The sequence below is a fragment of the Kocuria sp. UCD-OTCP genome (assembly GCF_000349605.1).
Classification (GTDB): domain Bacteria; phylum Actinomycetota; class Actinomycetes; order Actinomycetales; family Micrococcaceae; genus Kocuria; species Kocuria rosea.
The window spans coordinates 67,621-78,793 of record NZ_KB714682.1 but is presented as its reverse complement, the minus strand read 5'-3'; the positions used below and the strand labels follow the sequence as shown (position 1 = coordinate 78,793).

The 11,173-nt window shown below is 74.9% G+C and carries 13 protein-coding genes; 3 read left to right on the top strand and 10 right to left on the bottom strand.

From position 1 onward, the window contains the following. Positions 1-31: 31 nt before the first annotated feature. The 9 genes from H488_RS0119105 to H488_RS33600 all read right to left on the bottom strand — a co-directional run bounded on the left by H488_RS0119105 (position 32) and on the right by H488_RS33600 (position 6,909). Entirely contained in the window at positions 32-433 is a 402-nt protein-coding gene (locus H488_RS0119105) for a pyridoxamine 5'-phosphate oxidase family protein (RefSeq protein WP_017834639.1), read from the bottom strand. A gap of 14 nt (positions 434-447) precedes the next feature. Further along, positions 448-1,284 (bottom strand): SOS response-associated peptidase, encoded by an 837-nt coding sequence (locus H488_RS33635; protein ID WP_017834638.1) that lies wholly within the window; start codon positions 1,282-1,284, stop codon positions 448-450. A 38-nt stretch (positions 1,285-1,322) separates the two neighbouring features. Then, positions 1,323-2,039, bottom strand: coding sequence for a lipoate--protein ligase family protein (locus tag H488_RS33630; RefSeq protein WP_017834637.1), 717 nt, complete (start codon positions 2,037-2,039; stop codon positions 1,323-1,325). A gap of 44 nt (positions 2,040-2,083) precedes the next feature. After that, positions 2,084-2,653 (bottom strand): nucleosidase, encoded by a 570-nt coding sequence (locus H488_RS33625; RefSeq protein ID WP_017834636.1) that lies wholly within the window; start codon positions 2,651-2,653, stop codon positions 2,084-2,086. Positions 2,654-2,843: 190 nt separating this feature from the next. Further along, positions 2,844-3,851: an MsnO8 family LLM class oxidoreductase gene (locus tag H488_RS33620; RefSeq protein ID WP_031283650.1), complete on the bottom strand. Its 1,008-nt coding sequence runs from the start codon at positions 3,849-3,851 to the stop codon at positions 2,844-2,846. A 60-nt stretch (positions 3,852-3,911) separates the two neighbouring features. Continuing rightward, complete coding sequence (locus tag H488_RS33615; protein WP_017834634.1) at positions 3,912-4,763, bottom strand: Rieske 2Fe-2S domain-containing protein; 852 nt, start codon at positions 4,761-4,763, stop codon at positions 3,912-3,914. A gap of 97 nt (positions 4,764-4,860) precedes the next feature. Then, positions 4,861-5,325, bottom strand: coding sequence for a Fe-S cluster assembly sulfur transfer protein SufU (gene sufU, locus H488_RS33610; protein ID WP_017834633.1), 465 nt, complete (start codon positions 5,323-5,325; stop codon positions 4,861-4,863). After that, positions 5,322-6,611 (bottom strand): aminotransferase class V-fold PLP-dependent enzyme, encoded by a 1,290-nt coding sequence (locus H488_RS33605; RefSeq protein ID WP_031283648.1) that lies wholly within the window; start codon positions 6,609-6,611, stop codon positions 5,322-5,324. The genes sufU and H488_RS33605 overlap by 4 nt, the downstream gene beginning before the upstream one ends. A 67-nt stretch (positions 6,612-6,678) precedes the next feature. Continuing rightward, positions 6,679-6,909, bottom strand: a complete 231-nt coding sequence (locus H488_RS33600) for a hypothetical protein (protein WP_017834631.1) — start codon at positions 6,907-6,909, stop codon at positions 6,679-6,681. 253 nt (positions 6,910-7,162) lie between these two features. Here H488_RS33600 and H488_RS33595 point away from each other — a divergent pair, with 253 nt between their 5' ends. Both H488_RS33595 and H488_RS33590 read left to right on the top strand, forming a co-directional pair. After that, on the top strand, positions 7,163-7,630 hold the full coding sequence (locus H488_RS33595; RefSeq protein WP_017834630.1) for an ArsI/CadI family heavy metal resistance metalloenzyme: 468 nt from the start codon (positions 7,163-7,165) through the stop codon (positions 7,628-7,630). A 371-nt stretch (positions 7,631-8,001) separates the two neighbouring features. Further along, positions 8,002-9,240 carry an FG-GAP repeat domain-containing protein gene (locus H488_RS33590; protein WP_031283645.1) on the top strand — a complete coding sequence of 413 codons (1,239 nt, stop codon included), beginning with the start codon at positions 8,002-8,004 and terminating at the stop codon, positions 9,238-9,240. Between the two features lie 73 nt (positions 9,241-9,313). Here H488_RS33590 and H488_RS33585 read toward each other — a convergent pair whose 3' ends face one another. After that, positions 9,314-9,862, bottom strand: a complete 549-nt coding sequence (locus tag H488_RS33585; RefSeq protein ID WP_150110401.1) for a hypothetical protein — start codon at positions 9,860-9,862, stop codon at positions 9,314-9,316. Between the two features lie 190 nt (positions 9,863-10,052). On the opposite strand from H488_RS33585, the gene H488_RS33580 reads away from it, so the two are divergent. Further along, the gene (locus tag H488_RS33580) at positions 10,053-11,165 is read left to right on the top strand and encodes an excalibur calcium-binding domain-containing protein (RefSeq protein WP_017834627.1); all 1,113 of its coding nucleotides are present in this window, start codon (positions 10,053-10,055) and stop codon (positions 11,163-11,165) included. Positions 11,166-11,173 lie beyond the last annotated feature (8 nt).

Below are 11,173 nucleotides of genomic sequence, written 5' to 3'. Positions count from 1 at the left end.
ATGCGGGTCCCGGGCCTCTTCTGTGACCGGCTCAGAGCGAGAACTCCTCCCGGACGGGGGGATCGGCGGCGATGTCGACGAATCGCGCCCAGCGGGGGCGCACCGCCACGAGCCGGGTGCTGTCCTTGTCCGTGGCCCCCGGGTGCCGGGACTCCAGCACCTCGCCGGCGTCCTGCGCGGCGGAGCCCTCCAGCACGGCGGCCTCGCCCTCGAGCTGGAACTCCTGGCCCGTCCCGGAGACCACCACGAGGGAGACCCGGGGATCGGCGAGGAGGTTGGCGTACTTGCGGCTGCGCTCGTTCGTGCCGAAGACCAGCCGCCCGTCCCCGAGGGCCGCGAGGTTGATCCACGCGGACTCGGGGCAGCCGGCGCCGCTGTTGGTCGCCACGACCCCGCCGCCGTGGGCGCGGACGAAGGCGGTGACCCGGTCCACGGGCTCCCGGGGGCTCAGAACAGGCTCCGCTGCGGCTCGACGAGCTCCGGGGAGTTGTTGCGCACGTTGCCGACCGCCGGGCCCACCGGGTCGAGCACCCAGCGGGCGGCCGTCCGGTGCGCCTCGGCCCGGACCAGGTCCACGAGCTGCGGGGCGTCGTCCTCCCCGGGGCGCAGCCAGTCCCCCACGTGCTCGGGCGCCAGCGGGATCGGCATCCGGTCGTGCAGACCGTGCAGCTCCGTGAGCACGGGGTGCTCGTCGGAGGGCTCCGGGGAGTCGGTGGTGAGGATGGAGCAGGACAGCAACCAGGTGCTCCCGCCGCCGTCCCTGCCTGGCTGCAGGGCCGCGGAGTGCAGCTCCGTGCCCTCGGGCACCCGCCACCACTCGTAGATCCCGGCGAACCAGATGGTCTCCTCCGGATCGGCCGGGTGGACGTAGTAGGGCTGCTTGCGCCCGCCCTTCCCGGCGCCGGGCTCCTTCTTCCACTCGTAGTAGCCGTTGGCAGGGACCGCGCACCGGCGGGCCCGGACCGCCTTGCGGAAGGACGGCTTCTCGAGGACGGTCTCCGAGCGGGCGTTGAACATCTTCGACCCGACCGCCGGGTCCTTGGCCCAGCCCGGGACCAGTCCCCAGCGGGCCACGTGCAGCTCGCGCACCAGCTCCCCGTCGTCGTCCCGGCCGTTCCCGCCGGTGAGGCGTTCCAGGACGATCGGCACGTCGGTGGTGGGCGCGGTGTTCCAGTTTGCCCGCAGCCGCTCGGTGTCGGCCTCGCCCAGGCTCTCGTCCGGGACCGCCCCGGTCGCGGCGACGAGGTCGCCCACGGCCCGGGCGATGACGTAGCGTCCGCACATCTGCTGCCTCCTCGGTCTGCCCGGCCCGCGGCCGGGGCTCAGTCGGTGAGCGGCCCGTACCCCAGGTACCGGGAGTACATGCCGTACACCTTGCGGATCCCGCGCTCCACGTCGGCCACGGTGGTGCCCGGGCGCAGGTCGTCCACGGCCCCGGCGGTGGCCGGGTCCCAGTCCAGGTCGAGGGCCGAGTAGACGTCGGTGAGCACCGAGCGGATGGGCTCGGACTGCTCGACCACGAGCACGGTGCTGAAGTACCAGGCGCCCGCGACCACCCGCTGGGCCGTCCCGGCCAGCTTCACCTTCCGGCCCGGGGTGGACGACGACGCCGGGTGTGTCCCGTGCACGCTGTGCTCGCCGGCACAGTACTCGCCCGGGATCTCGCCGACGTCGGCCTCGACCTCGAGCTCCTCCAGGGCGGCCACGATCATGTCGCCGAAGAGCCGGTAGCGGTCCTGGATGCCCGAGGTGGGGTCCTCGGCGGCCTCGAGGTGGTCGATGATCAGGCACCCGCCGTGGTAGGCCGCGGCGCGGCCCCCCACCTTGCGGACCAGGGGCTCGAACCCGCTCTCGCGGGCGGCCCGGGCGGCGTCGGGGAAGCCCGGGCGCAGCTCGTCCCGGCGGCCGAAGGCGACCGTGGGGGCCGGTTCGTACAGGCGCAGGACGGGCCCGCTGCGGCGCACGTCGGCGAGGAGGGTCATGGCGCTCTCGTAGTCCTGCTGGGCGCCCAGGGACTCGCGCTGGCGGAGAAGTTTCATGCTGGCCCCAGTCTAGTGGCGGATCCGGACGGTCCTGCGGCAGGTCACGCCCCGGTGATCCCGCTGCCGCGGAACCAGCGCCCCAGGGCCAGGGCGCTGAGCTCGACCTTCTCGGCCCACGCGACCGCCTCCTCGTCGGCGGCGTCCGAGACGTGCTTGACCATCCGCAGCGGCACGCCCAGGTGCCGGCAGGCCACCGCGATCGCCCAGCCCTCCATGTCCACGAGGTCCGCCCGGGCGGCCAGGGCGTCCCGGGCGGGTCCGCCGGCCACGAAGGAGTCCCCGGTGGCGAGCACGGGGCCGTCGCCGCCGAGCTCGATGACGTTGTCCACGGGGATCCCGGCCGCGCGCAGCAGCTCCTCGTCCACGTCCCGGTTGATGATCCGGGAGGGCTCGAGCACCCCGGTCAGCCCGTGCTTGAGGGCGCCGGCGCTGCCGATGTTGAGCACCGTCAGCTCCGCCCGGCGCGCGGGGTCCGGGCAGCGGGTCAGCACCGCCTCGGTGGTGCGCACCGCCGCGGCCGACATCCCGACACCGGTCAGGACCAGGTCGATGTCCTCCGGGAAGTACTTGGTCTCCAGGGGGTGGGCGGCGAGAACGAGCAGCTGTGGCACCCCGTCACTCTATCCGCACTCCCCTCCCGCCCCCGCCCCTGCCGCCGAGCCCCCCTCCTGCCGCCGAGCCCCCCACCTGGTCGCAAATCCCCACGATCAGACGGGGGGAATTGCGATCAGATGGGGGACTCGGCGCGGTGGACGGGATCCACCTGGGGACTCGGTGGGACAGGGGGACGGCGGGGGGAGGTCAGGCCGGGCGGGTGGTGAACAGCGCGGCGAGCCGCCGGTCGGAGTCCGCCTGGGCGTCGAGATCGTGCGCGCCGCCCGTCACGAGCAGCTCGTCCGCCCCGGTGCGCGCGAGCAGCCGTTCCAGCTGGTCCCGGACGTCCGGGGCCGTGCCGTGGACGGAGGACGTGAGGGTCTCCTGCACGAGGGCCCGCTCCCGGGCCGTGAGCCCGTCCGGCTCCGCGGGCCGTGCGGGCGCCAGGGGCGGGAACTCGCCCCGGGTGCGGGAGGCGGCCAGGGCGCGGGCCTCGGGCAGCAGCAGTTCGCGGGCGGCCGCGCGGGTCCGCGCCACCGCGACGTTCACCGAGACCACCGCGTAGGGCTCCGGCCACCACGACGACGGGCGGAACTGCGCGCGGTACCGCTCGAGCACCGCGGCGCCGCCGCCGGGGCCCTCGCGGAAGAGCGCCGGGCCGCCGAGCACCACGGCGAGTCCCGCCCGGGCCGCGGTCTCCACCCCGGCGCCGGTCGCCAGGACGAAGACCGGTGTGGCGGCGTGGTTGCGGGGCCGGACGGTCACCGGGGCCGCGCCGGAGAGGTGCGCGAGCAGCTCGGCCAGGTCGTCCCCGAAACGGTCCGCGGCCTCCTTGCCGGTGCGCAGCGCGTCCCGGACCGCGGCGGTGAAGCCGAGGGAGCGGCCCACGCCGAGGTCGATCCGGCCGGGGTGCAGGGCCTCGAGGGTGGCGGCCTGCTCGGCGACCACGAGGGGCTGGTGGTTGGGGAGCATGATCCCGCCGGAGCCGATCCGGAGACGGCGGGTCCGGGCGGCCAGGGCGGCCATCAGCACCGCCGGCGCGGACCCGGCGATCCCGGGCACCGCGTGGTGCTCGGCCACCCAGAACCGGTGGTAGCCCAGCTCCTCCGCGCGCTCGGCCCGCTCCAGGACGCGGGCGAGGTCCTCGGCCTCCGTGGAGCCGTCCCGGGTGTTGGCGCGGTCGAGGAGGGAGAGCGGGACGTCGGAGAGGGCCATGGTGCGCACAACCCGGGCGGCGCCGGAAGCATTCCGGGCCGCTGCCGGGGTCCGGGACGGTCAGGGCCGGCGCCGGACCTGGATCCGTCCCTCCTCGACGCGGGTCTCGTAGCTGGGCTGCGCGGCGGTCGCCGGTCCGCGGACCACGGCGCCGTCCGCGAGCCGGAAGGTGCTGCCGTGCCAGGGGCAGGTGACGCAGCCGCCGTCGACCGTCCCCTCCTCGAGCGGGCCGCCCAGGTGGCTGCAGACGCTGTCGAGGGCCTCGACCCGGTCCCCGTCGCGGACGAGCAGCACCGAGACGCTGCCGGCCGGCACCCGTCGGTGCTCGCCGGCGGCGAGCTCGGCGTCGGCGAGGACGTCGGTCCACCGCCGTGGGCCTCTCCGCCAGGCGGTGCGGTTGACGTTGACGCCCCGCGCGAAGACGAGGTGGCCGCCCAGGTAGCCCCCGCCCGTGACGCAGCCGTAGCCGACCAGGGCGAGGGCCCTGCCGGCGCCGCGCCGGCCCCGGAGCCGGGCGGCGAGCGAGGCCGCGTAGAACGTCAGGGCCACGCTGTTGGCGGTCGCGTGCACCAGACCGATGCGCCGGTCGGCGCCCTGGGTGTCGGACCAGTCGTTGAGCCCGGTCGCCGCCGTGGGGACGGCGGCGGCCAGCCCCGCGGCCACGAGCACGTCGGCGGCGCGGGCCGTTCTGGGGCCGCCGGCCAGGTCCAGCACCGCCGCCATGGTCCACGCACCGATCGGGACGTCGGTGAGGAGGGGGTGCAAGGGGTGCCCGATCACTGTGCCGCTCAGCACGTTGCGCACCGGCGTGGGCCGCACCGCCCGGCCCACGGCGCGGGCCAGGGGCTCGGCCACCCGGTCCAGCGCCTTCCACGTCTCCACGCGGGCCACCAGGTCCTCGAGCTGTGTCATGACCGCCTCCTCAGCGCCGGGGCGGTCAGTGTCCCACCCCGCGCCGGGCGGGACAAGGACGTCCTGGTGTGTGAAGACCGGTGGCGCCGGGAGCCGTTCAGCCGGCGCGGTCGAGGGCCTCCTCGGCGGCGACCCAGCCGAGCATGGCGCACTTGACGCGGGCCACGAACCGGGAGACCCCGGCGAAGGCGGCGGCGTCGCCGAGGACCTCCTCGTCGGGGACCACGGTGCCCCGCGAGCGCAGGAGGTCCCGGAACGCGCCGATCATTTCCACCAGCTCGGCCCGCGTCATCCCGGGGGCGGTCTCGGCCAGCACGGAGGCCGCGGCCATGGAGATCGAGCAGCCCTCGCCCTCCCAGCTGAGCTGGGCCACCACCGGCTCCGCGTCCCCGGGGCCGGTCGCGAGCTCGACCCGCACGGTGATCTCGTCGCCGCATGTGGGGTTGTACTGGTGGGACTCCCCGGCCCCGTGCCCGGGTGCCGGGGCGGCCAGGCCCTCTCCGGAGCGCCGCTTGGCGTGGTCGAGGATGACCTCCTGGTACATCCCGTCCAGCGCGCTCATCGCGTGTTCTCCAAGCGGAAGTAGCCGCGGACCCCGGCGAGCTCGGCCAGGAACCGGTCGACGTCGGCGGTGGTGTTGTACAGGTAGGCGCTCGCCCGCGTGCTGGCGGTCAGCCCCAGCGCCCGGTGCAGCGGCTGGGCGCAGTGGTGGCCCACCCGCACGGCCACCCCGGCGGAGTCCAGCACCTGCCCGACGTCGTGGGCGTGCACCCCCGCCACGTCCACGGCCGCCAGACCCACCCGGTCCGCACCCGGGGGCGGGCCGATCAGCCGGACCCCCTCCAGCTGCCCGAGACCGGCCGCGAGCCGCTGCCCCAGCTCGTGCTCGTGGGCCGCGACCCGCTCCATCCCGATGCCCTGCAGGTAGCGCACCGCCTCGGCCAGGCCCACGGCCTGGGCGACCCGCTGCGTGCCGGCCTCGAAGCGGGTGGGGGCCGGCAGGTAGCGGGCGGACTCCATCGTGACCTTCGTGATCATGGATCCGCCCGTGAGGAACGGGGGCATCGCGTCCAGCAGCTCGGACCGCCCCCACAGCGCTCCGATGCCGGTGGGACCGAGCATCTTGTGCCCGGAGAACACCGCGAAGTCCACCCCCAGGGCGGGGAGGTCCACGGGCAGGTGCGGCACCGACTGACAGGCGTCCAGCACGGTCAGCGCCTCCGCCGCCCGGGCCAGCTCGACGAGACGGGCGACGTCGGTGATCGCACCGGTGACGTTGGAGACGTGGCTGAAGGCCACCACCCGGGTGCGCTCGCCGATGACCTCGACAGCGGCCCCGAGATCGAGGGCGCCGGTCTCGTCGACGGGGATCCAGCGCAGGGCGGCCCCGGTGCGGGCGGCCAGCTCCTGCCACGGGATGAGGTTGGCGTGGTGCTCGGCCTCCGTGGTGACGATCTCGTCACCCGGGCCCAGCCGGAAGCGGGCGGCCGTCCCTCCCCCGCGTCCGGCCGAGGCGTTGGAGAAGGAGTAGGTGATCAGGTTGATCGCCTCGGTGGCGTTGGAGGTCCACACCAGCTCCCGCTCGGTGCCGCCCACGAAGCCGGCCACCACCCGGCGGGCCTCCTCGTAGGCGTCGGTGGCCTCCACGGCCAGGGCGTGGGCGCCGCGGTGGACCGCGGCGTTGCGGTGCAGGTAGAAGTCCCGCTCGGCGTCCAGGACGGCCAGGGGCTTCTGCGAGGTCGCCCCGGAGTCCAGGTAGACCGACGGGCTGTTCGTCAGCAGCGGGAAGTCCTCCCGCAGCGCACGCACCTCGGGATCGGTCAGGGGCAGCACGTGGTTTCCTTCCATGCTCCGACACTGTACGGCCCGGGCCCCGGGGTTCTCCGGCCGGACGCCTCCCGGCGTCACGGGCGGGCTACCGGTGGCGGGGGCGCAGATAGGTGTTGCCGTTCGCGTCCTTCTCGACCACGAACTCGTCCTGCAGGTCCTGGTACCACTGCTGCGTCTGCTCGCTGGGCTGGTCCTGGCCCCGGAGGTCGCGGGGACTGCGCACGGCGGGCCCGTAGAACCGCATGGCGAAGTCGTCGAAGCGCCGGAACAGGCTGCGCCGGGGCTCGTCGTCGTCGGCGTGCTGGTGCTTGCGCATGGTGTCCTTCCGGGTGGCGGGCCGGGCCGTCTCCCCCCATGATCTCCCGCCGGTCCGCGGAAGGCGAACCCGGAACGGTGCGCGAGGAGTCACAGCCGGCGCTACGGGGCGACGGCGGCCCCGGTCCGACCGGGTGAACGGCCTGTCAGGAGAACGCCCGAACGTATTGACGGCCATCGATGCTGGTGGCACTCTTCCACATAGACGAACGTCGATACCAAGGAGCGTTCGTCGCACCCGAAAGGAACCCGTCATGTCCAGAGTCCAGCTCGCCCTGCGTGTGGCCGACCTCGAGCGCTCCATCGAGTTCTACTCCACCCTGTTCCGCACGGCCCCGGCCAAACGGCGCCCGGGCTACGCCAACTTCGCCATCGCGGAGCCGCCGCTGAAGCTCGTGCTGCTGGAGGGCGAGCCCGGTGACGACACCCGCATGGACCACCTCGGCGTGGAGGTGGAGAGCACCGAGATCGTCGAGGCCGCCGCGCAGCGCCTGGCCGACGCCGGCCTGGCCACCCGCCCGGAGGAGCAGACCACCTGCTGCTACGCCGTCCAGGACAAGGTCTGGGTGACCGGACCGGGCCGGGAGCCGTGGGAGGTCTACACCGTCACCGCCGACGCCCGGCCCGACCTGGAGGGCAGGACCGGCCGGGAGCTCTCCGAGGTGGGCGGCGACGGCTCGTGCTGCACCTCCGACCCCCGGCCGGAGCCCGTCAGCCCGTGACGGCCCCGCCGCGGTCGGCGACTCCGGCGGGTGCCGCCGACCGCGGCGGGCGCAGGACAGCCCTCGCCGCACCGCCGGAGCGGTGACCGGAGCAGTGGCCGGGATGGTGGCCGGGACAGCCCCGTGGACCGGGCCGTCCAATGGCGTCACGAAAGGGAACGCCCCTGGTGACCACCTGATTGCAGGAGTAAACTGACACCCTCAGCTGTTGCGCCTCGGCGCCGGGACGTCGTTCCCGGTGCCACCGGTTCCCCGGGGGCGCACCGCGTCCCGGGGGACGTCTCCCGGTCGGCCGGGGGCCGGCCGAGGACTCCGGCACGCGCCACCGGCGCCCGTGCCGACGATCCGTCTCATGACCTCGGGGACCCGCCATGAAACACCCACTCCTCTCGCGCGTGCTCACCGGCGCGTCGGCCACCGTGCTGGCGACCGCCGGGCTCGCCGTGGGCGCACCCGCCCACGCCGCGACCGCGCAGCCCATGTTCTCCTACGCCCAGGGCTGGCGCACCGACCAGCACGTGCGCGAGCTCGCGGACGTCAACGGCGACGGCCGCGCCGACGTCGTCGGCTTCGGCGGCGCCGGCGTCCAGGTCGCCTTCGGCCGGGCCGACGGCACCTTCGGCACGCCGCGCATGAGCGTGCGCGACTTCGGCACCGCGCAGGGCTGGTCCGGCGCACGGCACGTGCGCACGCTCGCGGACGTCGACGGCGACCGCCGGGACGACATCGTGGGCTTCGGCGACGCCGGCGTCTACGTGGCCTACTCCCAGGGCGACGGCAGCTTCACCGCGCCGCAGCTCAAGGTCCGCGACTTCGGCTGGAACCAGGGCTGGCGCGTCGACCGGCACCCGCGCGAGCTCGCCGACCTCAACGGCAACCTGACCGCCGACATCGTGGGCTTCGGGCACGCGGGCGTCACCGTCTCCCACGGACTGTCCAACCGGACGTTCACCGGGACCGGCAAGCGCATCGACAGCTACGGCTGGGACCGCGGCTGGCGGGTCGACAAGAACCCCCGGATGCTCGCGGACGTCGACGGCAACAGCACCGCCGACATCGTGGGCTTCGGGGACGCCGGCACGTACGTCTCCTACTTCTCGGCGCTCGGGGACACGTTCACCCAGCCCGCGCTGGAGATCCGCAACTTCGGCTACGCCCAGGGCTGGCGCGTGGACCAGCACCCGCGGATGCTGGCCGACGTCAATGTCAACCCCGCCGGCAACGCCGCGGCGGACATCATCGGCTTCGGCTACTCCGGGGTCTCCGTGGCGCACTCGCTCAACGGAGGGAACTACACCGGCGTGGCACTGCGGATGAACGACTTCGGCCAGGCCCAGGGGTGGCGGGGCGACCGGCACCTGCGGACCCACGCGGACATCAACGTCGACGGCATCCAGGACCTGGTGGGCTTCGGCAACGCCGGGGTCCACGTGGCCCACGGCCGGGCGGACGGCACCTTAGCCCCGGTGTACCTGAAGGTCGCCGCCTTCGGCTACGACCAGGGGTGGACGGAGGACCGGTATCCGCGCCTGCTCGGTGACGTCAACGGCGACGGCCGCGACGACGTCGTCGGCTTCGGGCACTCGGCCACGTACGTGCAGCTCTCGTGAGCCCGCCGGCCGCGATCCGTCGCGGCCGGGCCACGGCTCCGCCCCCGTCCGCACGGACAGGGACGGGGCCGTGCTACGTGACGGGCTTCGGCTCCGCGCCGCGCTCGTGCACGTAGGCGGCCATGGTGATCACGGTGACGAGCTGCACGGCGACCACCACGAAGGTCCAGCCGCCCTCCGCGACGACGTAGACGGCGGCGGAGACGGCGAGCACCAGCGGCAGGACGCGCGACGCGGCGAGCGCGCGGCCGGACTCCCCGGGTGCCCCCGGCGGGTCGGGGCCGTGCCCGGCGGCCGGCTCCGCGTGCTCCGGGAGATCCGACGGTTCCGGGGGTTCCGGGGCGGGCTCGGCAGCGGGCTCGATCCGTCGGCGTCGCCCGGTGTGGACGGTGCTGACCAGCACCGCCACGTAGAGGGCCGCGACGAGACCGGTGACGAACAGCATGACGGTGCCGTCGTCGTCTCCGACGTACAGCCCCACGACGAGACCGAGGGCCACCGGCAGGAGCCAGAGCCCCAGGAGCAACCTGTCGCGCACGGTCAGCACGAGGCCCTCCCCCCGTTCGACGATCCCCGTGACCGCATCCTCGCACCCGGCGACCCCGCGTGTCTGACCCCTCATCCGGGGATGGCGCGGGCGTCCCCGGACGGCGCGGTGACCTCCGGCGTCACACACGCGGGGGCCGCCGTCCTCTGCGGCGCGCCGTGCGGTGCCGGACGGGCACCGCACGTAGAACAGGAGGGTGCCCCGCGCGATCCCCCGACGCGTGCCCTCCCCCAGGCGCACTTCCTCTCGTCCCCCCAGGAGCACCATGCGCAACACCCTCTTCCCCTCGCCTGCCCCGGGAGCGGACCCGGCGTCCCGCCGCGGTGTCGCCGCGGGCCGGTGGATCGTGGCGGGGCCGCTGCACCTCGTCCTGGCGATCGGGCTGGTGGCGGGCTGCGCGTCAAGCACCGCGTCCACCGACCCGGCCCCCGGCCCCGTCCCGGGGACCGTGACGACGGTGCCCGCCGCCCCCTCCCCGAGCGCCGAGCCCGGCAGCACGCCCTCGCCCACGGCCTCGAGGACACCGGGGACGGTCACCACGGTCACCCCGTCGCCGAGCTCCGCCCCGGAGCCGTCGGAGACCCCCGTCCGGGCCGTCGCCCCGCCCTCGGGGGCGTTCCTCGCCCTGGAGGACCTCCCGGTCGCCGCCGCCGGGACGATGTCCGACTACGACCGCGACGCCCTGTTCGGCGGGTGGATCGACGCCGACGGCGACTGCGAGGACTCCCGCAACGAGGTCCTGGCCCGGGACCTGACCGGCATCACCTCCGCCGACGGGTGCAGGGTCGACACCGGCACCCTCGCCGACCCGTACACGGGGGCGTCCATCGACTTCGTCCGCGGGGTCGCGACCTCCGCCGACGTCCAGGTGGACCACGTGGTCTCGCTCGGCAACGCCTGGGTCACCGGGGCGCGCCGGCTCTCCCCGGCCGACCGCGTGGCCCTCGCCAACGACCCGCTGAACCTGCTGGCGGTCGACGGCCCGGCCAACGGCTCGAAGTCCGACCAGGACGCCTCGCGGTGGCTGCCCTCGAACCGGGCCTTCGCCTGCGAGATGGTGGCCGTCCAGATCGCGGTGAAGACCCGCTACGGCCTGTGGGTCACCGCCCCGGAGAAGACCGCCATGGCCGAGGTGCTCTCCGGCTGCCCCGACCAGCAGCTGCCCGGCGGCACGCCGTTCGGCGACATCCCCGGGGGCGCCGGGGCCGCCCCGGCGCCCGTCGAGAAGGCCCCGGCCGATCAGGCTCCCGTGCCCGCGGACGTGCACTACGCCAACTGCACGGCCGCCCGGGAGGCCGGCGCCGCACCGCTGCTGCGCGGGGAGCCCGGTTACCGCGAGGCCATGGACGGCGACTCCGACGGCGTCGCGTGCGAGTAGGACGACAG

Coding starts and splice junctions, on each gene's coding strand:
- H488_RS33635 (WP_017834638.1), bottom strand. CDS start 1,284: ATGTGCGGACGCTACGTCATCGCCCGGGCCGTGGGCGACCTCGTCGCC.
- H488_RS33630 (WP_017834637.1), bottom strand. CDS start 2,039: ATGAAACTTCTCCGCCAGCGCGAGTCCCTGGGCGCCCAGCAGGACTAC.
- H488_RS33620 (WP_031283650.1), bottom strand. CDS start 3,851: ATGGCCCTCTCCGACGTCCCGCTCTCCCTCCTCGACCGCGCCAACACC.
- H488_RS33615 (WP_017834634.1), bottom strand. CDS start 4,763: ATGACACAGCTCGAGGACCTGGTGGCCCGCGTGGAGACGTGGAAGGCG.
- sufU (WP_017834633.1), bottom strand. CDS start 5,325: ATGAGCGCGCTGGACGGGATGTACCAGGAGGTCATCCTCGACCACGCC.
- H488_RS33605 (WP_031283648.1), bottom strand. CDS start 6,611: ATGGAAGGAAACCACGTGCTGCCCCTGACCGATCCCGAGGTGCGTGCG.
- H488_RS33600 (WP_017834631.1), bottom strand. CDS start 6,909: ATGCGCAAGCACCAGCACGCCGACGACGACGAGCCCCGGCGCAGCCTG.
- H488_RS33595 (WP_017834630.1), top strand. CDS start 7,163: ATGTCCAGAGTCCAGCTCGCCCTGCGTGTGGCCGACCTCGAGCGCTCC.
- H488_RS33590 (WP_031283645.1), top strand. CDS start 8,002: ATGAAACACCCACTCCTCTCGCGCGTGCTCACCGGCGCGTCGGCCACC.
- H488_RS33585 (WP_150110401.1), bottom strand. CDS start 9,862: ATGAGGGGTCAGACACGCGGGGTCGCCGGGTGCGAGGATGCGGTCACG.
- H488_RS33580 (WP_017834627.1), top strand. CDS start 10,053: ATGCGCAACACCCTCTTCCCCTCGCCTGCCCCGGGAGCGGACCCGGCG.